Source organism: Shinella sp. 20P9.1.1 (genome assembly GCF_057798995.1).
In genome coordinates this window covers 1-22420 of sequence record NZ_JBYOLC010000016.1, presented here as the reverse complement: position 1 = coordinate 22420, position 22420 = coordinate 1, and the positions used below count along the sequence as shown (strand labels likewise).

24 protein-coding genes are annotated in these 22420 nt (G+C 62.6%); 14 read left to right on the top strand and 10 right to left on the bottom strand.

The features are described 5' to 3' along the window. Positions 1-139: 139 nt before the first annotated feature. The gene (locus AC27VQ_RS22575; RefSeq protein WP_488718074.1) at positions 140-1603 is read right to left on the bottom strand and encodes a cobyric acid synthase; all 1464 of its coding nucleotides are present in this window, start codon (positions 1601-1603) and stop codon (positions 140-142) included. Positions 1604-1848: 245 nt separating this feature from the next. On the opposite strand from AC27VQ_RS22575, the gene AC27VQ_RS22570 reads away from it, so the two are divergent. The 5 genes from AC27VQ_RS22570 (at position 1849) to bmt (ending at position 7105) form a co-directional block, all read left to right on the top strand. Beyond that, positions 1849-1992, top strand: a complete 144-nt coding sequence (locus tag AC27VQ_RS22570; protein ID WP_257948558.1) for a hypothetical protein — start codon at positions 1849-1851, stop codon at positions 1990-1992. 784 nt (positions 1993-2776) lie between these two features. Beyond that, positions 2777-3775, top strand: coding sequence for an ABC transporter substrate-binding protein (locus tag AC27VQ_RS22565; RefSeq protein WP_313529655.1), 999 nt, complete (start codon positions 2777-2779; stop codon positions 3773-3775). A gap of 243 nt (positions 3776-4018) precedes the next feature. Beyond that, positions 4019-4930: an ABC transporter permease gene (locus AC27VQ_RS22560; protein ID WP_313529652.1), complete on the top strand. Its 912-nt coding sequence runs from the start codon at positions 4019-4021 to the stop codon at positions 4928-4930. Beyond that, the gene (locus AC27VQ_RS22555) at positions 4923-5966 is read left to right on the top strand and encodes a quaternary amine ABC transporter ATP-binding protein (protein WP_313529650.1); all 1044 of its coding nucleotides are present in this window, start codon (positions 4923-4925) and stop codon (positions 5964-5966) included. The genes AC27VQ_RS22560 and AC27VQ_RS22555 overlap by 8 nt, the downstream gene beginning before the upstream one ends. A gap of 122 nt (positions 5967-6088) precedes the next feature. Beyond that, a complete protein-coding gene (gene bmt, locus AC27VQ_RS22550; RefSeq protein WP_488718073.1) occupies positions 6089-7105 on the top strand; it encodes a betaine--homocysteine S-methyltransferase in 1017 nt (338 codons plus the stop codon). A 51-nt stretch (positions 7106-7156) separates the two neighbouring features. On the opposite strand, the gene AC27VQ_RS22545 is transcribed toward bmt, so the two are convergent. Continuing rightward, on the bottom strand, positions 7157-8290 hold the full coding sequence (locus AC27VQ_RS22545; protein WP_488718072.1) for an aminotransferase class I/II-fold pyridoxal phosphate-dependent enzyme: 1134 nt from the start codon (positions 8288-8290) through the stop codon (positions 7157-7159). Beyond that, complete coding sequence (locus AC27VQ_RS22540) at positions 8287-8934, bottom strand: helix-turn-helix transcriptional regulator (protein WP_488718071.1); 648 nt, start codon at positions 8932-8934, stop codon at positions 8287-8289. Before AC27VQ_RS22540 ends, AC27VQ_RS22545 begins: the two co-directional genes overlap by 4 nt. A 126-nt stretch (positions 8935-9060) precedes the next feature. On the opposite strand from AC27VQ_RS22540, the gene AC27VQ_RS22535 reads away from it, so the two are divergent. Next, positions 9061-9408 (top strand): hypothetical protein, encoded by a 348-nt coding sequence (locus AC27VQ_RS22535; protein WP_488718070.1) that lies wholly within the window; start codon positions 9061-9063, stop codon positions 9406-9408. Here the strand turns inward: AC27VQ_RS22535 and AC27VQ_RS22530 are convergent. Then, positions 9393-10307, bottom strand: coding sequence for a LysR family transcriptional regulator (locus AC27VQ_RS22530; protein WP_488718069.1), 915 nt, complete (start codon positions 10305-10307; stop codon positions 9393-9395). The two genes, AC27VQ_RS22535 and AC27VQ_RS22530, sit on opposite strands and share 16 nt — an antisense overlap. A gap of 67 nt (positions 10308-10374) precedes the next feature. On the opposite strand from AC27VQ_RS22530, the gene AC27VQ_RS22525 reads away from it, so the two are divergent. Then, a complete protein-coding gene (locus AC27VQ_RS22525; RefSeq protein WP_488718068.1) occupies positions 10375-10656 on the top strand; it encodes a hypothetical protein in 282 nt (93 codons plus the stop codon). A gap of 14 nt (positions 10657-10670) precedes the next feature. Here AC27VQ_RS22525 and AC27VQ_RS22520 read toward each other — a convergent pair whose 3' ends face one another. The 5 genes from AC27VQ_RS22520 to AC27VQ_RS22500 form a co-directional block, all read right to left on the bottom strand. Continuing rightward, positions 10671-12734, bottom strand: a complete 2064-nt coding sequence (locus AC27VQ_RS22520; RefSeq protein WP_488718067.1) for a vWA domain-containing protein — start codon at positions 12732-12734, stop codon at positions 10671-10673. 14 nt (positions 12735-12748) lie between these two features. Then, on the bottom strand, positions 12749-13270 hold the full coding sequence (locus tag AC27VQ_RS22515; RefSeq protein WP_488718066.1) for an RNA polymerase sigma factor: 522 nt from the start codon (positions 13268-13270) through the stop codon (positions 12749-12751). An 80-nt stretch (positions 13271-13350) separates the two neighbouring features. Next, the gene (locus AC27VQ_RS22510) at positions 13351-14103 is read right to left on the bottom strand and encodes a phosphodiester glycosidase family protein (RefSeq protein WP_488718065.1); all 753 of its coding nucleotides are present in this window, start codon (positions 14101-14103) and stop codon (positions 13351-13353) included. 48 nt (positions 14104-14151) lie between these two features. Next, positions 14152-14844 carry a ferredoxin gene (locus AC27VQ_RS22505; RefSeq protein ID WP_488718064.1) on the bottom strand — a complete coding sequence of 231 codons (693 nt, stop codon included), beginning with the start codon at positions 14842-14844 and terminating at the stop codon, positions 14152-14154. A 107-nt stretch (positions 14845-14951) separates the two neighbouring features. Next, on the bottom strand, positions 14952-16535 hold the full coding sequence (locus AC27VQ_RS22500) for a trimethylamine methyltransferase family protein (RefSeq protein ID WP_488718063.1): 1584 nt from the start codon (positions 16533-16535) through the stop codon (positions 14952-14954). A 370-nt stretch (positions 16536-16905) separates the two neighbouring features. Here AC27VQ_RS22500 and AC27VQ_RS22495 point away from each other — a divergent pair, with 370 nt between their 5' ends. Beyond that, positions 16906-17601 (top strand): corrinoid protein, encoded by a 696-nt coding sequence (locus tag AC27VQ_RS22495; RefSeq protein ID WP_069058441.1) that lies wholly within the window; start codon positions 16906-16908, stop codon positions 17599-17601. 52 nt (positions 17602-17653) lie between these two features. Here the strand turns inward: AC27VQ_RS22495 and AC27VQ_RS22490 are convergent, their stop codons facing one another. Continuing rightward, positions 17654-17812 carry an entericidin domain-containing protein gene (locus AC27VQ_RS22490; RefSeq protein ID WP_313529611.1) on the bottom strand — a complete coding sequence of 53 codons (159 nt, stop codon included), beginning with the start codon at positions 17810-17812 and terminating at the stop codon, positions 17654-17656. A gap of 23 nt (positions 17813-17835) precedes the next feature. On the opposite strand from AC27VQ_RS22490, the gene AC27VQ_RS22485 reads away from it, so the two are divergent. The 6 genes from AC27VQ_RS22485 to AC27VQ_RS22460 form a co-directional block, all read left to right on the top strand. Continuing rightward, positions 17836-18471, top strand: coding sequence for a DUF1638 domain-containing protein (locus tag AC27VQ_RS22485; RefSeq protein ID WP_488718116.1), 636 nt, complete (start codon positions 17836-17838; stop codon positions 18469-18471). Positions 18472-18578: 107 nt separating this feature from the next. Continuing rightward, positions 18579-19361, top strand: coding sequence for a formyl transferase (locus AC27VQ_RS22480; RefSeq protein WP_488718062.1), 783 nt, complete (start codon positions 18579-18581; stop codon positions 19359-19361). A gap of 108 nt (positions 19362-19469) precedes the next feature. After that, positions 19470-19772, top strand: a complete 303-nt coding sequence (locus AC27VQ_RS22475) for a virulence factor (RefSeq protein WP_488718061.1) — start codon at positions 19470-19472, stop codon at positions 19770-19772. Then, positions 19765-20358, top strand: a complete 594-nt coding sequence (locus tag AC27VQ_RS22470) for a methylenetetrahydrofolate reductase C-terminal domain-containing protein (RefSeq protein ID WP_488718060.1) — start codon at positions 19765-19767, stop codon at positions 20356-20358. Before AC27VQ_RS22475 ends, AC27VQ_RS22470 begins: the two co-directional genes overlap by 8 nt. A 3-nt stretch (positions 20359-20361) precedes the next feature. Next, positions 20362-21456, top strand: coding sequence for a methylenetetrahydrofolate reductase (locus AC27VQ_RS22465; RefSeq protein ID WP_488718059.1), 1095 nt, complete (start codon positions 20362-20364; stop codon positions 21454-21456). A gap of 91 nt (positions 21457-21547) precedes the next feature. Continuing rightward, a partial coding sequence (locus tag AC27VQ_RS22460; protein WP_488718058.1) for a methyltetrahydrofolate cobalamin methyltransferase occupies positions 21548-22420 on the top strand: 873 nt, incomplete at its 3' end.

The window sequence follows — 22420 nt, the reverse complement described above, 5'->3', positions numbered from 1 at the left end:
CGGGGCGCCTGCGCCCGGTCGTCCGGGCGGATTTCCATCACTCCTCGCACCGAATTCTGGCGCAACTTTGGTGCGGCAGAGCGGCAGCAGGGAACCTGATGGCTGTACGTTTGAGAGCGCTGATTTAATCAGCCCCGTTTCATCGGATTGGCTGTAGGAGACTATCGAGCCAGGCGGGATCGAGAACGGATTCCAGCTCCGCCGCGACACCGTCGAGCGCGGCATCGACACTTGCACGATAATCGAAGCCACCACCCTCGATGCCGAAATCGGCGAGAAGCCGGGCGCGATACGCGTCGCTGGACAGAAGCCCGTGCAGATAAGTGCCCATGACCCGCCCATCGGCGGAGACCGCGCCATCCGGCCGCCCGTTGATGCTGACGGACGGACGAAGGACGTCAGGGCCTGTGGTACGGCCGAGATGGATCTCGTAGCCCTCCAGCGGCACATCATATTGCAGGGAGCGGGCACTGCTGTTGCGCACGGTCTTTTCCGGCGCCATCTCGGTTTCGACAGCCAAAAGGCCCAACCCTTGGACTTCGCGCTCGCTGCCCTCGATGCCGAGCGGGTCGGTGACGCGCTGCCCGAGCATCTGGTAGCCGCCGCAGATGCCGATGACGCGGCCGCCGCGGCGCATATGAAGCTGGAGGTCCTTGTCCCAGCCGGCAGCGCGGAAGTCGCGAAGGTCGGAAATGGTGGATTTCGAGCCGGGCAGCACGACGAGGCCGGCATCGGCCGGAAGCCGCTCGCCCGGCCGCACGAAGACCAGATCGACCTGCGGCTCGGCCTTGAGCGGATCGAGATCGTCGAAATTGGCAATGCGCGGCAGGACGGGCACGGCCACCTTCAGCGCCCCTGCTCCGCCCTTGGCAAGCCGCTCCAGCACGACGGAATCCTCCGCCGGCAGATGCGCCGCCTGCTTCAGCCACGGCACGACGCCGAAGCAGGGCCAACCGGTGAAGCGGGCGATTTCGGAAATGCCGCTGTCGAACAGCGTCACGTCACCGCGGAACTTGTTGATGAGATAGCCCGTCACCATGCGCCGGTCTTCCTCCGGCAGGATCGCATGGGTGCCGACCAGCGAGGCGATGACGCCGCCGCGATCGATGTCGCCGACCAGCACGACCGGCACATTCGCCCGCGTCGCAAAGCCCATATTGGCGATGTCGCCGGCACGCAGGTTGATTTCCGCCGGCGAGCCCGCCCCTTCCACGACGACGAGATCCGCACCTTCGCTGATAATCCCGAAACTTTCCAAGACCGCGCCCATCAGCTTCGGCTTCAGCGCCTGGTAGTCGCGCCCCTTCGCCTGGCCGAATACGTTGCCCTGCAGAATGATCTGGCTGCCGACATCCGACTGCGGCTTCAAAAGCACCGGGTTCATATGCACGGAGGACGGCACGCGGGCGGCAAGCGATTGCAGCCACTGCGCACGGCCGATCTCGCCGCCATCGGCCGAAACGGCGGCGTTGTTGGACATGTTTTGCGGCTTGAAGGGACGCACCTTCAGCCCGCGATTGGCGGCGATGCGGCAGAGCCCTGCCACCAATACCGTTTTTCCGACATCCGAGCCGGTGCCCTGAAGCATGATCGTTCTCACCATGACGCCCTCCTAGCATTCGGCCCCGCCGCCGAAAAGCCCTGATTTACCGCAATCTTGCCGCAATCGATCACCGTGATCCGATGTATTTCAGCAACAGCCCGTCATGCAAAATCCGCAGGACTGATCTGCTGTTCATTCTGCGACATTTTGCGCCGTGAACGATCGTGACATCGGGCCTGATTGCGCCTATATCCACGTCATCAGACAGCCGAGGCGCGTGGCTTCGGATTTTTAGGACAAAGACCATGCTGTTCATCTTCAGCAAGCCGAACTTCGTACAGATCGCCTGGAACGGCATCGTTCCCCAGAGCCAGTCCCGCGTGCGCAACGTCGTCATGGACGCGCCGTTCGGCCCGCTCGGCTTCATCCGCACGCGCAACGTCGGCTGATCCTTCGAGCGCGACGTCAGGTCCGCTCGCATACGACGTCGCCTCTCTCCGGGAGGCGGCGTTTTTCTTTGCCTGTTGTCGGGGCCGTCATCGGAAAACAGCGCCCTGAAACGGCGAAAGCCGTGCATCCCTTGCGGTGATACACGGCTTGCCAAAATACGCATGGCGGCTTTCGACAAATACGCGTCGAAGCCCAGTCACCCCGGTACGCAATACCTTTCCGGAGCGGGCGGCGATGTCCCCCGCCGTGAGGAAACCAATAGCGGCACATCCTTACCGGACCGTTATCGGGAGCTTAAGCAAAGATGAATCGCAGCTATTTTTGAAAAAATTCGAAATATTTTTTTGGACGGCAAAGCGGCGCAGACAAGACAGGATATGTCCGCATTCAACGACCATCCCGCATCACCTCTGCAAGCACCTCTCGAACATTTGCCCGAATGCGAGCAAACGCCCAAATTTTCCACCGTCCGGTTGCCGGATTTCCAGCGTCTCGACGAGCCGGAAGGCTTATCCGCGTCACGAGACGGCGCGCAGGAGGTTGATTTCTCAATGAGAACCCGTAGGCTACCCCTGTAGCGCACGATAAGACGTCTCGGATGACAGGGTTCCTCCGGTGAACAAAAAACAGGGATCGGCGCTTTTGCAGCAGGGGGATTGGCTCGCCTCACTGGCATCGAACCTCCATGGCTGTCGATAGACTTTCGGGCAGACGGGACAACGCAGTAGCCTGCGCTGCCTTCCGGGTTGATTGCTGCATCCAAGACTGGGAGGTCTTAACCTAATGAAGAAGCTCCTTGCTTCCACCATCATCGCTGCCGGCCTTTATGGCTTTGCCGGTTCTGCCCAGGCGGCAGAATGCGGCGAAGTTTCCATGGCCGAAATGAACTGGGCATCGGCTGGCGTTGCCGCGCATGTCGACAAGATCATTCTCGAAAGCGGCTACGGCTGCACCGTGACGCTGGTCACGGGCGACACCATGCCGACCTTCACCTCCATGAACGAGAAGGGCGAGCCTGACGTCGCGCCCGAAATGTGGGTGAACGCCGTGCGCACGCCGCTCGACGCCGCCATCAAGGAAGGCCGTCTCATCCAGCTCGCTCCCCTTCTCTCGGAAGGCGGCGTGGAAGGCTGGTGGATCCCGAAATTCCTCGCCGACGAACATCCCGACATCAAGACGGTTCAGGACGCTCTGAAGCATCCGGAACTGTTCCCGGCGCCGGAAGACCCGTCGAAGGGCGCCGTGCACAATTGCCCGTCGGGCTGGAACTGCCAGGTCTCCACGGACAATCTCTATCGCGCGCTCGATGCGGACAAGGACGGCTTCACGCTCGTCGACACGGGTTCGGCTGCCGGCCTCGACGGCTCGATTGCCAATGCCTTCGAAAAGAAGTCCGGCTGGCTGGGCTACTACTGGGCACCGACCGCCATCCTCGGCAAGTACGAGATGACCAAGCTCTCCTTCGGCGTCGACCACGACAAGGCCGACTGGGATGCCTGCACCGCCGTGCCGGATTGCGCGAACCCAAAGGTCAACTCCTACCCGACCTCAGACGTCTTTACCGTCGTGACCAAGGCCTTCTCCGAAAAGGCCGGCGTCGCCATGGACTATATGAAGACCCGCCAGTGGGACAACGGCACGGTCGGCAAGGTTCTCGCCTGGATGGACGCCAACCAGGGCACGAACGAGGATGCTGCGAAGTACTTCCTCGAAACCTATCCCGACATGTGGACCAAGTGGGTTTCCCCCGAGGTCGCCGAGAAGGTCAAGGCCGCTCTCTAAACCGATCGCCGGCAGCCTTTCCGGCTGCCGGCCATTTCCACGACCTTAACAAGCGGCATCCGTCGCGCATCAAGAAACGGCAGAGGTCGCAAACAGCACAGTATCATGCAGTGGTTCGTGTCATGACGAACTGCAAGCCGGGAAACAGAACAAGAATATCCCTGTGCGCACCGTCTCGTTCGCAAATGCAACAAAAATACATTGCGTTGCGAGACAATAAATTCCGGTAGAGAGGGAACAGGAATGGCAGGTCTATGCGAATCGTTGCCAGACTTTCTTTGTAAATTTCCGGCCTTCAGTGACGTCAGCATCCGTGCAGTCCGAAAAAGTGTCGACGATGGCTTCAAGTCGCTCGTTCGAAGCTATGTGAACGCCATCGACGCGATGGTGCAGCCACTGCAATGGTTTCTGAACTATCTCGAGCGGCTGTTCGTCAGCTCGCCCTGGCCGATCATCCTTTTGATCATGCTGGGCATCGTCTATTTCGGCAGTCGCAACATCAGGATCACCATCGGCACTGCCCTCTCGATGCTAGCCATCGGGTTGCTCGGTCTTTGGAACGACACGATGGTGACCCTTGCGATGGTAACGGTCTGTACCTTCATCGCGATCCTGGTCGGCATTCCGATCGGCATTCTCATGGCCCGGTCCGACAGGGTGCAGGGCTTCATCAACCCGGTCCTCGACGTGATGCAGACGATGCCGAGCTTCGTCTATCTCATCCCCGTCGTTATGATCTTCGGCATCGGCAAGGTGCCGGGCCTCATCGCCGTCGTCATCTATGCCGTGCCGCCGATGATCCGGCTCACCAATCTCGGCATCCGGCTCGTCGACAAGGAAGTTCTGGAGGCGGCTGACGCCTTTGGTTCCTCCGGCTGGCAGAAGCTGAAGAACGTGCAGATGCCGCTCGCACTGCCCACCATCATGGCCGGCATCAACCAGACCATCATGATGTCGCTCGCCATGGTCGTCGTCGCCTCGATGGTCGGTGTCGGCGGTCTCGGCAAGAACGTGCTTCAGGCCATCAACAACCAGTTCTTCACGGTCGGGTTCCTCAACGGGTTCGCGCTCGTGGCCATCGCCATCATTTTCGACCGCACAAGCCAGGCCTATGGCAAGCGGCTGCAGAAGCATTCGGAGGTAATTCATGGTTAGTCATGCAATCGAGGTCCGCAATCTCTACAAGATCTTCGGACCCCGTGGTGGCGACTATGTCGATGCCGTGAAAAACGGTCTCGGCAAAGCCGAACTGAACCAGAAATACGGCCATGTGCTCGGCCTGCGCGATATCAACATCTCCATGCCCGCCGGCGGCATCATGGTGGTGATGGGGCTTTCGGGCTCGGGCAAGTCGACGCTGATCCGCCATATCAACCGGCTGATCGACCCGACGGCTGGCGAGGTGCTCTATGACGGCGTCGACGTCTGCAAGATGAACGAGAACGACCTTCGCGAATTCCGCCGCCACAAGACGGCGATGGTGTTCCAGAAGTTCGCGCTGCTGCCGCATCGCACCGTTCTCGAAAACACCGTCTACGGTCTGGAAATCCAGGGCGTGGGTCAGGCGGAACGCGAGAAGCGCGCAACGCAGTGGATCGCCCGTGTCGGCCTGTCCGGCTTCGAGAACCACTATCCGAACCAGCTGTCGGGCGGCATGCAGCAACGTGTGGGCCTCGCCCGCGCCTTGACCAACGATGCCGACATTCTCCTGATGGACGAAGCCTATTCGGCGCTCGACCCGCTCATCCGCGTCGACATGCAAACCGTGCTTCTTGATCTCCAGAAGGAGTTGAAGAAGACCGTCGTCTTCATCACGCACGATCTCGACGAGGCGCTGCGCCTCGGCGACAAGATCGCCATCCTGCGCGACGGCATGGTCGTGCAGCAGGGCACCGGCCAGGAAATCGTGCTCAACCCCGCGGACGAGTACATCACGGCCTTCGTCAAGGAAGTGAACCGCGGCCGCGTGGTGAATGTCGAGACGATCATGGCGCCGCTCTCGGGCAATGCCGAGGGCATGCCGATCGCCAAGGGCACGGTGCTGGAAGTCGCCGCCCGCGCCATGACGTCAGCCAACCAGACGCTCGCCCATGTGGTGGACGAGAACAACCGTCCGGTCGGAGCCATCAGCCTCAGCGCGATCATCTCCTCGATGGTGACGCCGACAAGCCATGAGGCGAAAGCGGCCTGAGCCAATCCTTAACCTGCATCTTTTGGGGCGTCCTTCGGGCGCCCCTTTCTTTTGCCGGCAATGCATCGTTGCAATCACATAAAGAAATCTTTATATGATGCGACAAACAGAAGGATCGTCCCATGACCGCCACGAACCCGCTTGCCGCCCTGCTTGCCGAAAAGCCCTTCCTGCTCGCCGACGGTGCGACCGGCACCTCGCTCTTCGCCATGGGCCTGGAAGCCGGTGAAGCACCGGAACTGTGGAACGAGGCGAAGCCGGAAAACATCACGAAGCTGCACCAGGATTTCGTCGATGCCGGCGCCGATATCATCCTCACCAACACCTTCGGTGGCACGCGCCATCGCCTGAAGCTGCACCATGCGCAGGACCGCGTCTTCGACCTCAACAAGAAGGCTGCCGAGATCGCCCGCACCGTTGCCGACAAGGCAGACCGCAAGGTGATCGTCGCCGGCTCCGTCGGCCCGACGGGCGAGTTGCTCGTGCCGCTCGGAGCTCTGACCTATGACGACGCCGTTTCCGCCTTCGTCGAGCAGATCGAGGGTCTCAAGGCCGGTGGCGCCGATGTCGCCTGGATCGAGACCATGTCTTCGCCCGAGGAAATCCGCGCCGCCGCGGAGGGAGCCACCAAGGTCGGTATGCCCTTCGTCTATACCGGCTCCTTCGACACGGCCGGCAAGACGATGATGGGCCTGCATCCCCGCGATATCCACGGCGTTGCCGGCGATATCGGTGCGGGTCCGCTCGCCGTTGGCGCGAACTGCGGCGTCGGCGCGTCCGATATTCTCTCCTCGCTGCTCGACATCACCAGCGCCGATCCGTCCGCGACCGTCGTCGTCAAGGGCAATTGCGGCATCCCGGAATTCCGCGGCTCGGAAATCTACTATTCCGGCACGCCGCCGCTGATGGCCGAATATGCCCGCCTCGCCCGCGATGCCGGCGCGCGCATCATCGGCGGCTGCTGCGGCACCTCCTGCGAACACCTCGCCGCCATGCGCGTGGCGCTCGATGCCCACGAGACGCGTGAGCGCCCCACCCTCGAAGCCATCGTCGAAAAGATCGGCCCGCTGCGCAACAAGACTGCCGACGAAAGCGCCGCCCAGCCGACACGCGAGCGCGGCAGCCGCCGCCGCAGCTGACTTCCAGCCTGGAACGATGCGCCGCCCCGGCCTTCGCCGCGGGCGGCTTTTTCATGCCCGCTCGATAAATGCCCGCCAGGCCGCAAGGCCCGCATCGATGTTCTTGCGCCCCACGCCGACGCGGAAACGATCCATCGGCACAGGCAGAAGAGTGGAGACGAAGAGGCTGGAGGGCAGGAGCAAGACGCCTTTCTCCTCGACCAGCCGGCGGCAATGCTCTTCCACACCGTCCTTACCGAGATAGCGCGTGAAGGCGACGCAGCCGCCGTCGGGTGCCGTCCACTCATAGAGATCGGGATAGTCGGCGAAGAAGGCACCGATCTTGGCAATGTTTTCCGCGCAGAGCGCGCGGTTGCGGGCGAAGATCGTCTCGCGCGCCTTGATGGCGATGCCCGCCAGCACCTCGGAGGGACGCGCGTTGCAGATGGAGAGATAGTGCTTCATCTTCTCCATGCGCTCGAGAAGCGCATGGTCCCTGCAGGCGATCCAGCCGATGCGCAGGCCCGGCAGGCCATAGGCCTTGGACATGACATTGAGCGAAATGCCCTTGTCGAAGAGATCGGCCGCCTGCGGCAGGCGCTTGGCATCTTCGATTTCCAGCCCGCGATAGACCTCGTCGGAAAAGAGATGGATGCCGCGCTCGGCGCAAAGCGCGACGAGATCACGGAAAATCGCCTGATCGGCGATCACGCCGGTCGGATTGTTCGGGAAATTGACGGCGATGAGCTTGGTTTCCGGGCGGAGGGCGGCGCGCACATCATCGAGATCGAGCTGCCAGCGATTTTCCGGCCGCAGCGCGATACCGGTGACCTTGCCGGCAATGGTGACCGGCATGGTTTCCATCGACTGATAGTTCGGCACCGTGACGATGGCGTGGTCGCCAGGTCCGAGCAGAGCGAGCATGGCGCAGTAAAGCCCCTCCTCCGCGCCCGCGAAGGTGAGGATGTCAGCGCCCGAGAGCGTTTCATAGGTCGAGGCGATTGTCTCTCGAAGGGCCGGCGCGCCCCAGGTCTCGGTATAGCCGAGCGACAAGCGCTCCCAGGCCTCGCGATCCTCGGGACCGGCCAGCGCCAAGAGGTCCGACATCGTCATGGTCTCGGCATCGCTTGCCGTCATGTGATGGCGTGCCTTGAACTCCCAGCGCGAAAAATGGGTTTCGAGGCGGAAATCCGGCAGGGTGGTCATGACGTCATATCCTTGTGGCTCTGGCGCCGGGCATCGGCGAGATAGTTGTAGATCGAGGCGCGCGAAGTGCCGATGAGGCCGGCAAGGTGATCGACGGCGTTGCGGGTCTGGAAGAGGCCGCGCGCATCGAGGCTTGCGACCAGCGCCACGCGGTCGCCCTTCTTGAGGGCGGACAGCGCAAGGCCGTGGCTGCGGAGCCAGTCGTGCAGCGCCGTGTTGATTTCCTCGCGCCAGTCGCCGACAAACAGCGACGGCGGGCGCGGCGCGGCGGCACCGGTGAAGGCGGCGAGCAGCTTCGCCGCCGCCTCGAAATGCGAGACATCCATATTGATGCAGAGCAGGCCCAGCGCCTGGCCAAACTCGTCCTTCAGCACCGACGTCACGGATTTCAGGCGCCGGCCATCCTCGCCGATCTTTTCATAGGGACCGTAGACACCGCCCTCGCCCACATCCGAAAGCGTCTCGCCGACCAGCGATGCCATGCCCGGCTTGCGGCCGGAAAAGGCGTTCCAGATACCGGCAATCAGGCCCGTTTCGAGATCGTGCAGCACAACCTCGGCATGGGGATAGAGCAGCGTCGAGATGGCCGCGGCCGTCGCGGCGTGCTGGCGGAGCAGCAGATCGGCGTTTGATGAATCGAACATGGCGACACACAATCCAAAAATGGATATTTTGTCAATATTGGATTTTACGTCTAAATCCAATTCATCCGCTTGCGAGGTCTTTTGCAGCGTCCTATCCAAGGGAAAGACGATTCTGAGGGGATGACCATGAGCGCCGATCTTGCCGCTTTTCCAGACCGGGACACCGTGGCCGACAAGCTTGCCGTCCTTGACGATGGCGAGAAAGCCTATCTGCGCCTTCTCATGGAAAACGCCCAGCAAGACGAAAACCTGCTGGCAGGTCTTAATGTTTGTCTGAACCGTGCGGCAGCGGCCTCTTTCCTCAATTCGCTGAAGCTGGAAAAGCTCGGGGAATGGCTCGGTGAAACCGCGCCCGTGCGGCTACAGATTCGCCTGATGGAAACCGCCCGCTCGAGCCAGCACGCCGCCTATGCCGCCTTCCGCACCGGCCTCACCCGTTCCGGCGGCCTTGAAAAGGCTTATCCGAAAGCCTGATCGGCACTGGCCGCCAGCGGCGCGAAGGATTTGCGGATCAGGTTGGCCATGCCGTCGATGGCTGGCCCGCCCCTGCGTGGATTGCGCTTCAGCACGACACGTGACGAATCGACCGCCGGAAAGCCGTCTGCCGATGTCAGTTCCCGCGCACCCGGCGGAATGTTGCTGCGGGCGAGCGGGGCGATGGCAAGCCCGCTTTCAATGGCGGAACGCAGGCCGCTGCTCGTGTCGCTGGTATAGGCAACGCGGTAGGGGATCGCATGGCGCTCCAGAGAGCGTTGCGCAAACTCCCGGCACCAGACCGAGCGCCGGTAGAACGCGACGGGTACCGGCCGCTCCAAGTGCAGATTATGCGCGACTGACGCGACCCAGACCGTGGGGTCGATCGCCAGAAGCTCACCGGAAATACCGCCGTCCCATTCGAAGATGACAGCCAGATCGAGCTCGTCCGCCTCCAGTGCCTCCATCTGCTGGGCGGTATAGCCGCAAAACACCGTCACCTCCGTGCCGGGATGGGCTTCCGCAAAACCGGCCAGCGCATTGGGCAGGACCGTCTGGTTGTATTCCTCGGGGATGCCGACGCGCACCGGTCCGTTCAGCGGCAGCGTGCGCATCGCCGCCGTCGTCTCGTCGACCAGTCCGACAATGCGCTTGGCGTAAGGCAGCAGCCGCTGCCCCTCCATCGTTAGCCCGACGCCGCGCGGCCCGCGTTCGAAGAGTTTCACCCCGACCGACTCCTCCAGCTTGCGCACCTGCATGCTGATCGCCGATTGCGTGCGCGCGAGCTTGTCGGCCGCATGGGTGACATTGCCCGCTTGGGCGACGGCGACGAAAATCCTGAGCAGATCGCTTTCGAGAGGTGGATACATGCTGCCATCGCTTTTTCTGATGTCAGCCATAATCGCTATTCGTTTGTGAAATGTCTATGGCTTTGCTTGGCTCTGCGCAGAAGGAAAGGCGCATGGCATGAATATTCTCGAGACATTGCACGGTATCTGGGAGCGTTATCGCCAGAAACGGACGGAGCGGGAGGCGTTGCGCATGCTCATCGCGCGCGGCGATCGACGATTGTTGCGCGATGTGGGCCTCGATCTTGTCGAGGGCGGCCGGCCGAGCTGCGAACCCTTGCCGCAAACGAAAGAGAGGCGTTGGACGGCGCCCCTCATCCGTCTGCCGGCCCCTTCTCTCCGCAAGCGGAGCGAGGGGGATGGTGCGGCGGCTTCCTCAAGCAACAGACCGGCCGCGTAGGGAGTGTTCTCCGCTCATTTCCCGCCGGAAAGGCCTTGCGCGAGTTGCACCAGCTTGACGAATTCCGCGCGGTAGCCGAACGGATCGTTGCCCCTGGCGGCTTCGGCAAGGCCGAGGATCGAGCCGTAGGCATAGTCCTGCAGAGCGGAAACGCCCTTCAGCTTCTGCCCGAAGGCCGCCACCGCGACGGAGAAGCGGATGTCCGTCGAGGCCGCGTTCACGTCGGCAACCGCATTGGCATCCGTCACCGGCATCGTCACGAGTTCGCTCTTGTCGCCATCCGGCTTCTTCCAGCGCATCTTCAGGAAGGCGAGTTCGCCGCTGCCAGCGGCCTGCGTCGTGGCGGCGTCCGCCTTGCCGTAGCGCAGGGGATCGTTCAGCACGGCGGGGCTACCCTTCGGCGTCACCTCGTAAATCGCGGTCACCCGGTGGCCGGAGCCGATATCGCCGGCATCGACCTTGTCGTTGTTGAAATCCTCGCGGTTGAGAATGCGGGTATCGTAGCCGATCAGGCGATACTCGGCGACGCGCTCCGGATTGAACTCGATCTGGAATTTGACATCCTTGGCGATGGGGAAGAGCGACGACCCCGCCTCCTCCACCAGCGTCTTCTGCGCCTCGGCCAGCGTGTCGATATAGGCGGCCGTGCCATTGCCGTTCTGCGCCAGCGTCTGCATCATGTTGTCATTGTAGTTGCCGCGGCCGAAGCCGAGCACGGAGAGGAAGATGCCACTCTTGCGGCGTTCCTCGATGATGCGCTTCAGGTCCTCGTCGCTTGCCGGGCCGACATTGAAATCGCCGTCCGTCGCCAGCATGACGCGGTTGACGCCGTCCTTCTTGAAGGCCTTTTCCGCCAGCTTGTAGGCCGCCTCGATACCCTGTGCACCGGCCGTCGAACCGCCGGGCTGGAGATTGTCGATAGCGTCGAGAATCTTCTGACGTTCCCTGGCCGCCGTCGGTTCCAGCACCACGCCGGCATCGCCGGCATAGGTGACGATCGATACCGTATCCGTCTCCTTCAGCTTGCCGACCAGCAGGCGGAAGGCGCTTTTCAGGAGCGGCAGCTTGTCGTCCTCATCCATCGAGCCGGAGACATCGATGAGGAAGACGAGATTGGCCGAAGGCTGCTCCGTTGCCACCGTCTCGAAGCCCTTGATGCCGATATGCAGGAGCTCGGTGTCCTTGTTCCACGGCGTCGGCATGACGGTGACGGTGGCATTGAACGGCCTTTCTGCCGTCTCCGGCCCCTTCCAGTCATAGGGGAAGTAGTTGACCAGTTCCTCGACACGCACCGAATCCGGCTCCGGCAGGCTGCCGCCGAGCAGCGCGCCGCGCATATAGGAATAGGAGGCCGTATCGACATCCGCCGAGAAGGTCGAGACCGGATCGGTGGCGACGCTCTTCACCGGATTCGGATCGGCGGAAGCGAAGCGCTCGCGGTTCTCTTCCGGCATGGGCATGGCGATGGAATCCGCGACGGCCGAGGGCTGCGTCACCGTGCGGCTGAGCGCCGGCATATTGGCGGCCCCGCCGACGGCAAGTGATTCCGGCATCACCTCAGCCATTTCCTCGTCACGGCTTTCGGCAAGGGGTGCCGGTTCGGCAGTGATCGCCTTTTTATCTACTTGCGATGACGAGCGCTTGGCACCGCCCAAACCCTGCCCTTCCAAGCCTTGTACAAGCTTCTGGATCTCGTCAGGGTCGAACTCCTCCGCCTTTTTTTTATCAACGCTTGATTGGCGAGTATCCTCAGCAGGCTTTGCGGCAATCTCCGTCTCTGTCGTCAGCGGCACCGTGCCGTTGCGCACCATTTCATAGCTGACAAGGCCTGCGACGGGCACGACGAGCAAGGTGGCGAGTGCCGAGCCGGCCAGAAATTTGCGGTTCATGATGGGGCTCCATATCCGGTTGAAGATGGAGCTTGGACGCTCACCCGCAGTCGATCCTTGGGCGGCACCTGCATTTTTTTCCGCATCGTCGAAAGCCTGCATGGCAACGGCAAGCGCTGCGGCACGGGCCGAAGCATCGGCGGCCGGTGGCGTGCGGCGGGCGAGTTTTTCGAGGTCGAGATCGGTCATATCCTATCCTTCCGTCACGCGGCGGCATCGCGCAAAAGCACCTTCAGGCGCTTGCGGGCTTCGTGCACATGCCAGGAAATCGTCGTTTCGGCGCAGCCGAGCACATCGGCCGCCGCAGCGTGGCTCAGGCCCTCGCCATAGATCAGCAACACGGCATCGCGCTGCTTGTCCGGCAGTTGCCGCACAGCCTGCCAAAGCTCCTCGCTGCCCTCGTCCGTCGGACCACCGTCCAGCACCGCCTGTTCGCGCAGATAGGCCGCATCGCGCCATTCGGCGCGGCGGCGCTTGCGCATCTGGTCGCGCGCGGCATTCAACGTCACTGTATAGAGCCAGGTGCCGAAGCGGCTCGTGCCCTTGAAGCCGCGGATGGCATTGGCGAGGCGGACGCAGACCTCCTGCGCCACATCCTCGGCATCCTGCCGGTCGCCGCACCATCGCCAGGCGACGGCATGAATGAAATCATAGCGGCTTTCGATCAGGGCGGCGAAGGCCTGCCTGTCTCCCAAAGCCGCCTTTTCGACGAGGTCTGTTTCCACGGGTCCATCCCGATTGCGTGCACTATCCTCTCAGACGTGCGTCACATGGCGATCCTTGGGTGGCTCCGCGAAAAAAAATCTCACCAGGGCAGATTTTTTACGACGGCGATGATCGTGCCCATCACCGCATCGCGGTCAGGCCGCCGGATTTCCGGGGCATAGAGGCTGGAAATGCTGCCGTCGAGAAACAGCGCATTCTTGCTCCGAAGCCGGTCGCGGAAGAGCGTCGCGAAATCGTGGAAGCGCACCGGATTTTTCGAAATCGCAAAGGCAACGCGTCCATCGGGCAAAATGCCGACGCCGTTGCGGATCTGCAGGCTTGTCGCATCGGGCAGGAAACGCGGATGGATCTGTCCATCGATGACCAGCATCGGCCCCGATTGTGTCGCCTCGCGTGGTGTGATGCCAGCTTTCACAAACGCGTCCGTCTCCATCACCCCTGCCTTTCCATCCCCCACCCAGAACACGCCGTTCGGCTTCATGAAGAAATTGCCGAAGGCGTCGGCATGGTTGAGCTTGCCCGTCTCCCGTCCCTGCTCGACCAACAGGCCGACCGGTCCATAACCCGGATGATACATGCCGCCGTTCATGGCGAAACTCATATGCTGGCCGTTGCGCAGGAGATGGGTGTTGAGCTGGTCGTAGGTCGCGCCTCGCGTCTCCAGCGTTCCCGCGCCAAAAAGCCGGATCGCATCCTTGGCGGGATCGAAGGTGCAGACGGTGTAGCGGCCGGAGAGATGCTCGATCGCGGCGCAATGGGGCGGTTCGGCCATGGCAACGCTCCGAAGGGCGAGGGTGACGGACAGGATGAAAAAGAACAGGAGTACGCGCATGTCTCCTGGCTCAAGGGGCAATGCGGCGGATTTAGCGACGGACAGCCATCAAAGCGACAGCGCCGCCATGTGGAAGCGGAGTTGCGCCTCGTTGTAGCGGACGTCTCGGCCAACCGGACAGGCCGCGCGGGCGAGGCAGCCGCCGGTCACGCAGCCGCCCTGCCCCTCCGGTGTGCGCAAATGCGAACGGCAGGCAGGCACATCGAATATTTCCAGCCGCACCGCGTCAACCGGACAGGCCGCACGACAAGGCTTGTCCGGACAGTGGTCGCAGGGATGCGCGGCGCGCACCAGCGGAGCGTCCATAATCGGTTCCGCGAAACCGAGAGCCCCCCGGTAGCCGTGCCAAAGACCATAGACCGGGTGGATGAGGATGCCGAGCGGCGAGGCCTTCAGGCCCTCGGCGCGCATGGCCCATTGCTGGAAGGGCTGCCAGGGCGGATCGGAAGGAAACCACGCTGTCGCATCGGCCATCGTAGCAATGGGGTGAATGACAGCTTTCGACCAGGTGTCGAGCGGGTCGCGGCCGCCGCGATCCGGCGCGGTGTCCCGCCAGCGGGAAAAGGCCGGCCAGAGGGAACTGCCGATATTGCCGATGAGGGCGACGCTCTTGGCAGGAACCCCGCCGGTCAGTTGCGGAGCCGCCTCGCCTTCCGCAAAATTCAAAAACCCGCGCAAAAAAAGACCGTGCGGCTGGAGAGCCGCACGGATCGTTTCGAGATCGGGAGGACGCGGCCTCACTTGGTCACGTCCCCTTTGAGTTCATAGTGCGGACGCCAGACTTCCTTCTGGATCATGTCCGCCACCCGCGTTGCTCCGCCTTGCTCCCTGGCGCGATCGGGACCCTTTCAGGTGAAAGCGTCCGGCATCGAGTCCTTGCGCTCCTTGATATAGGCAAGCAGGGCGTCGTCGATGGCGGGGTCGAGATAAGGCGCCTCGTAGCTTTCCAGCCAGGTGCGGCAGAGCGCGTTGGCGCGGTCTTCGATACGCTTCTGGCCCTCGATTTCCCACTGCTCGAACGAGTTGTTGTCGGCAAGCGGCGAGCGGTAGAAGGCGGTCTGGAAGTTGGCCTGGGTGTGGGCGCAGCCGAGATAGTGGCTGCCCGGACCGACTTCGCGGATGGCGTCCAGCGCCTGCGCGTTCTCCGAGAGGTCGATGCCCTCGGCGAACTTCTGCTGCATGCCGAGCTGGTCCTGGTCGATCATGAACTTCTCGTAGGAGGCGACGAGGCCGCCTTCGAGCCAGCCGGCGGCGTGCAGCACGAAGTTGGTGCCGGCAAGCAGCGTCATGTTCAGCGTGTTGGCCGATTCATGAGCGGCCTGCGCATCCGGGATCTTCGAGCCGCAGAGCGAACCGCCGGTACGGAACGGAATGCCAAGGCGGCGGGCAAGCTGGGCCGCACCATAGGAGACGAGCGACGGCTCCGGCGAACCGAAGGTCGGCGCGCCCGACTGCATCGAGATCGAGGCGGCGAACGTGCCGAACAGCACCGGCGCCCCCTTGCGGATAAGCTGGGTGAAGGAGGCACCGGCGAGAACTTCAGCGAGGATCTGCGTCAGCGTGCCGGCGACCGTGACCGGGCTCATGGCGCCCGACAGGATGAACGGAGAGACGACGCAGGCCTGGTTATGGCGGGCATAGACCTTCAGCGCGCCCACCATGGTCTCGTCGAAGACCATCGGCGAGTTGGCGTTGATGAGGTTCATCATGACGGTGTTGTTTTCGACGAACTCATCGCCGAAGACGAGCTTGGCCATGGCGATGGAGTCCTCAGCGCGCTCCGGCGCGGTGACGGAGCCCATGAACGGCTTGTCGGAATATTTGAGGTGGCTGTAGACCATGTCCAGGTGACGCTTGTTCACCGGAACGTCGACCGGCTCGCAGACCGTGCCGCCGGACGAATGCATGGACGGCGCCATATAGGCGAGCTTCACGAAATTGCGGAAGTCCTCGATCGTCGCATAGCGGCGGTTGCCTTCGAGGTCGCGCACGAAGGGCGGGCCGTAGACCGGCACGAAGACGGTGGCCTTGCCGCCGATCTGGACGCTGCGCTCGGGATTGCGCGCATGCCAGGTGAACTGCGACGGCGCGGTCTTCAGGAGTTCGCGGCAGAGGCCTTTGGGGAAATGCACGCGTTCGCCGCGCACATCCGCGCCGGCTTCCCGCCACAGCTGAAGCGCTTCGGGATCTTCACGGAATTCGATGCCGATCTCTTCCAGAATGCGGTCGGCATTGTTTTCGATGAGCTGCAGGCCCTCTTCGTCGAGAACCTCGTATTCCCTGATCTTGCGCGTGATGTAGGGCAGCGACGGACCCGGACCGCCGCCGGTGCGCGATGCGCGCCGTGCAGCAGCGCCACGCCCTTCACGTGTACGGCGACCACCGCCTTCACCGGCGCCCTCGCCTGCCACCTGCTGAATATCGTCGCTCATGATCCGTCTTTCCTTGTTATTCCGGTGCCCGAAGACACCCTTGGCCTTGTTATTGCGGCGCCCGAACCGCGCCTCTTGTTCTATGCTAGCAAGCCGCCGAAACGGGGCGGTTCTCAATGCGCCAAGCGGTGGCGCACGCTGGATACCGGCGTGGCCGAGACTATAGCGGGATTGCGACGGACATCATAACGGCATTGTCTTGTTTGCACTGTCAATTCACGGCTTTACGGGCTATGGATGCAAGAAGCGGGAAGCGGGTCGCTTTTCGCCATATGCGACGTCGCTTTCAAAATCAGGTTCGCGCAAGAGGAAGGCTATTCCTTGTGGTGAGAGCCTGCCGCCGCAGCGCCACTGGAGACGAGGAACCAATATGTCTGACGACGAAATCATTCTCGCCGATCTCTCCGACGAAGAGCTTGTGCAGCAGATGCACGACGACCTCTACGACGGCCTCAAGGAAGAGATCGAAGAGGGCACCAATATCCTGCTCGAGCGCGGCTGGGCTCCCTATGACGTGCTGACGCAGGCCCTCGTCGAAGGCATGCGCATCGTCGGCGTCGACTTCCGCGACGGCATTCTCTTCGTTCCGGAAGTTCTGCTCTCGGCCAATGCCATGAAGGCCGGCATGTTCATCCTGCGTCCGCTGCTCGCCGCCACCGGCGCGCCGAAGCAGGGCAAGATGGTCATCGGCACCGTCAAGGGCGACATCCACGACATCGGCAAGAACCTCGTCGGCATGATGATGGAAGGTGCGGGCTTCGACGTCATCGACCTCGGCATCAACAACCCGGTCGAAAACTACCTGGAAGCCATCGAGCGCGAGCAGCCTGATATCCTCGGCATGTCAGCCCTGCTCACGACCACCATGCCCTATATGAAGGTCGTCATCGACACGATGAAGGAAAAGGGCCTGCGCGACGATTACGTCGTTCTGGTCGGCGGCGCGCCGCTGAACGAGGAATTCGGCAAGGCCGTCGGCGCCGACGCCTACTGCCGCGACGCGGCCGTCGCCGTGGAAACCGCCAAGGAATTCATGAAGCGCAAGCACAACATGCTTGCCGGCTGATCATGACATTCGACGGCGCCGGTCTTGAATCGGCGCCGTCGGCTTACGACCTTTAGTTTGCAGCCTTTTCGACGCTGCGGCCGGCATCCTGCGTCGCATCCACGGCATTGGCCGTATCGCGACCCACGCCACGAATGGTATTGCCGCAGGCGCTGAGCGCGACAAGCGCTGCGAGAACGATGCTGATCTTGGTCAGGTGTGTCCCAGTCATGGTCGGAGTCCCTCTTCATGGATATGGTTGACGCAGAACTTCGGCTTGGAAGTCCAAGCACTGAACGCGCGAAAGCCGAAAAAGTTCGCGTGATCGCCTGCGGCGCCATTGCCCGCGAGGTCCTGGCCATCCGCGACACGAACGGCCTTTCCCATATCGATCTCCAGTGTCTGCCCGCCATCTGGCACGCCCATCCCGAAAAGATCGCGCCCGGCGTCGAGCAGGCGATCGCCGAGGCACGGGCGGACGGGTTTTCCCGCATCTTCGTCGGCTATGCGGATTGCGGCACGGGCGGCCTGCTCGACAAGGTCTGCGAACGCGAAGGCGTCGAGCGCATTGCCGGGCCGCACTGTTATTCCTTCTTTGCAGGCAACGAAGCGTTTGCGGCAAAGGACGACGACGTCACCTCCTTCTTCCTTACCGATTTCCTTGCCCGCCAGTTCCGTGCCTTCGTCATCGAACCGCTCGGCCTCGACCGGCATCCGCAGCTGAAGGACATGTATTTCGGCAATTATACCAAGGTCGTCTATCTCTCGCAGATCGAGGACGACGCCCTGCAGCGGAAGGCGAAGGAAGCCGCCGACTATCTCGGCCTCGCCTATGAATACCGTTTCACCGGCTATGGCGACCTGACGGGCGAACTGCTGCGGGCGGGCTGACTTACCCAATCCTTAGCCTTGCGCGAAAAATCCCTGCCCTCGGTTACGGCTTCCTAAGCCCTCGCCGCCATGATGCGCGCCAAAGAATGGCGGGGGCCTATATAGAAATGACTGACTTGAAGACGCGGACGGAACCGGTGGCGATGCTGATCCAGTCCGGCCACAATCCGGAAATCATCGTCAACGCCGTGAAAGCCACCTTCCCGAACCTCGTCGTCATCGTGGAGCAGCCCGAATCGAAAAAGCTGTTCATCCGCAGGCGAGCGAAGAAGCTCGGCTGGGTGCAGGCGATCGGCCAGCTTGGGACCATGATCGTCTCGCGATACGGCAAGCGCTTCACCACCAAACGCGCTGCGGAAATCCGTGAGGAATTCGGCGTAAGTGCTATAATCGACTCGACAATTCCCCGGATCGACATTTCCTCGGCCAACAGCCCCGAGCTGTTCAAGGCGCTCGATGACATCCGCCCCACGGCACTGCTGCTCTTCAGCTGCCGCATGGTGAAGGCGGAGACGCTTGCACGAATCACCTGCCCCGTCCTGAATTTCCACGCCGGCATCATCCCGCAATATCGCGGCCTGCAAGGCGGCTACTGGTCACGCATCGAGCGCGACGAGGAGAATTTCGGCGGCACGGTGCATCTCGTCGATGCCGGCGTCGATACCGGCGACACGCTCTACCAGCAGCGTCTCAAACCTTCCAAACGCGACACCATGCACACCTATCCGCTGCTTCAGGTGGCCGCTTCGACCGGCATCATCGTCAAAGCCATGGAAGATGCCGTCACCGGCAACCTCAAGCCCTTGAAAATAGCCGCCCCCTCGCGACAATGGTATCATCCGCCGATCTGGACGTGGCTCTGGAACGGCGTGACCCGCGGCATCTGGTAAATCCTCTGGACAGTCAAATCCCGCGTCGTTTTTAAGCATGGGGCAGTCGTGGCGGGTGAAGCCCGCGACGCAGCAAGATCGCATTGTCAGCGCGAGGAGAATTTTGACATGGCAGACCGCATCATCGTCTACTGGCGCGACATCCCCGCCCAGGTCATCATCAAGAAGGGCCGCACGAACGCCAAGCGGGAACTCTCGCTGCGCTTCACCGAGGCGATCGACATGTGCGCCATGCGCACGGGTGCTGCCGAAACGGACGACTATCTCGCCGAATGGCGCAAGGCCGAGCCGACGCCGGTTTCCGACGATCTGGAAGCCGAGGCCGACAAGGCCGCGGCCGAAATCGAAGCGGCCTATGACCGCGAACGGCTGGTCGCCCTCGTGAAAGCCGGAGGCCGCGACAATGGCTGACGGCGTCCAGAAGCCCGGCAATGCCGCGCCCGCCAAGAAGGCCGCCACCGGCGCCTTCACCCCGGCCGGTGTGTCGCCCAACCGCCGCTCGCGCCACAAATACACGATCCGCCTGTGGGCCGTGCGCAACTCCCGCTTCTTCGAGTGGTTCTACCACCGCTTCGCCGAAGTCTTTCTTCTCCTCCATCCCGTCTGGAAGCTCTTCGGCTACCAGCGCGTCGAGCGTCCCATCACCTTTGTCGAAAAGCATGTGAAGGGCTTTCTCTTCGACTGTCGCATGTGCGGCCAGTGCGCGCTGTCGTCCACAGGCATGTCCTGCCCGATGAACTGTCCCAAGCAGCTGCGCAACGGCCCCTGCGGCGGCGTTCGCGCCAACGGCAATTGCGAAGTCGAACCGGATATGCCCTGCGTCTGGGTTCAGGCCTGGAAGGGCTCCCAGAACATGGCCAAGGGAGATGCGATCATGAACGTGCAGAAGCCGGTGAACCAGTCGCTGCGCGAAACCTCCTCCTGGCTGCGCGTGACGGCCGAAGCCGCCGCGGCCCGTGAAGCTGCCGCTGCTGCTGCCGCCGGAAAGGACGCCTGATCCATGGCGCATATCGATGAAAACCCGCTCGGCCCGCACCTGCCGCTCGATCCCCTGCCCGGCCACTCCTCCATGGGCCGGCTGGAACGCGTGCTGCGCCGCGGCGAATTCGCCGTCACGACGGAACTGAACCCGCCCGACAGCGCAAACCCGGAAGACGTCTACGAGCGCGCAGCGATCTTCGACGGCTGGGTGGACGGCATCAACGCGGTCGATGCGTCCGGCGCCAACTGCCACATGTCCTCCGTCGGCATCTGCGCGCTGCTCACCCGCATGGGCTATGCGCCGATCATGCAGATCGCCTGCCGCGACAAGAACCGCATCGCCATCCAGGGCGACGTCCTCGGTGCGGCCGCCATGGGCGTGTGCAACGTCATGTGCCTCACCGGTGACGGCGTGCAGGCGGGCGACCAGCCGGGCGCCAAGCCCGTGTTCGACTTCGACTGCATGTCGCTGCTCGAAACCGTGCGCATCATGCGCGACAACGCGAAGTTCCTGTCCGGCCGCAAGCTGACGACGCCGCCGAAGGTTTTTCTGGGTGCTGCGATCAACCCCTTTGCGCCGCCTTACGACTTCCGCCCCTACCGCCTTGCCAAGAAGATCGAGGCCGGCGCGCAGTTCGTGCAGAGCCAGTATTGCTTCGACGTGCCGATGTTCCGCGAATATATGAAGAAGGTGCGCGATCTCGGCCTTCACGAGAAATGCTATATCCTCGTCGGCGTCGGCCCGATGGCATCCGCCAAGACGGCGAAATGGATCCGCTCCAACGTGCCGGGCATCCACATTCCCGACTCCATCATCGCGCGCCTCGAAGGCGCGCAGGATCAGAAGAAGGAAGGCAAGCAGCTCTGCATCGACATCATCAACGAGGTGAAGGAGATCGAGGGTGTTTCCGGCGTTCACGTCATGGCTTACCGCCAGGAGGAATATGTCGCAGAGATGGTGCATGATTCCGGCGTGCTGAAGGGCCGCCAGCCCTGGAAGCGCGAGCCGAACCCCGTCGACCAGATGGTTGCCGAGCGCATTGAGCGAACCCGCGAGGGCGTCGAGCAGAACCAGCAGCAGATGGCGGAAATCGCCTCTCACCACCCCCATTGATCCGCGTGCCGGCCACCCGCCGGCAGGCAGCTTGTAACACCGGAAATCGCGCGCTAGACCTGATCCGGCGCCCCGCCCCAGAGGACTTTATATGACCCGCACCATCATCGCCTCGGCCACCCGCGAAATCGTTATCGGTTTCGACCAGCCCTTCTGCGTCATCGGCGAACGCATCAACCCGACCGGCCGCAAGAAGCTGGCCGCGGAAATGCAGGCCGGCAATTTCGACACCGTCATCAAGGACGCGCTGGAACAGGTTGCCGCCGGTGCGACGATGCTCGACATCAATGCGGGCGTGACCTCCGTCAACCCGAACGAGACCGAACCGGGCCTGCTCGTCCAGACGCTGGAAATCGTCCAGGGCCTCGTCGATATCCCGCTTGCGATCGATAGTTCGGTGACGGCCGCCATCGAAGCAGGCCTGAAGGTCGCCAAGGGCCGCCCGCTGGTCAACTCCGTCACGGGTGAAGAGGAAAAGCTCGAAGCGATCCTCCCGCTCGTCAAGAAGTACAACGTGCCCGTCGTCGCCATCTCTAACGACGAAACCGGCATTTCGATGGACCCGGACGTACGCTTCGCCGTCGCCAAGAAGATCGTCGAGCGCGCCGCCGACTACGGTATTCCCGCCCATGACATCGTCGTCGATCCGCTCGTCATGCCGATCGGCGCGCTTGGCGATGCCGGCCGCCAGGTCTTCCAGCTGCTCTATCGCCTGCGCAACGAGCTGAAGGTCAACACGACCTGCGGCCTCTCCAACATCTCCTTCGGCCTGCCGCACCGCCACGGCATCAATGCCGGCTTCATTCCGATGGTCATTGGCGCCGGCATGACGTCCGCCATCATGAACCCCTGCCGCCCGCAGGAAATGGAAGCCGTGCGCGCCGCCAACGTGCTGAACGGCACGGACCAGAACTGCACCAACTGGATCATGACCTACCGCGACCACAAGCCCGCCGAAGGCGGC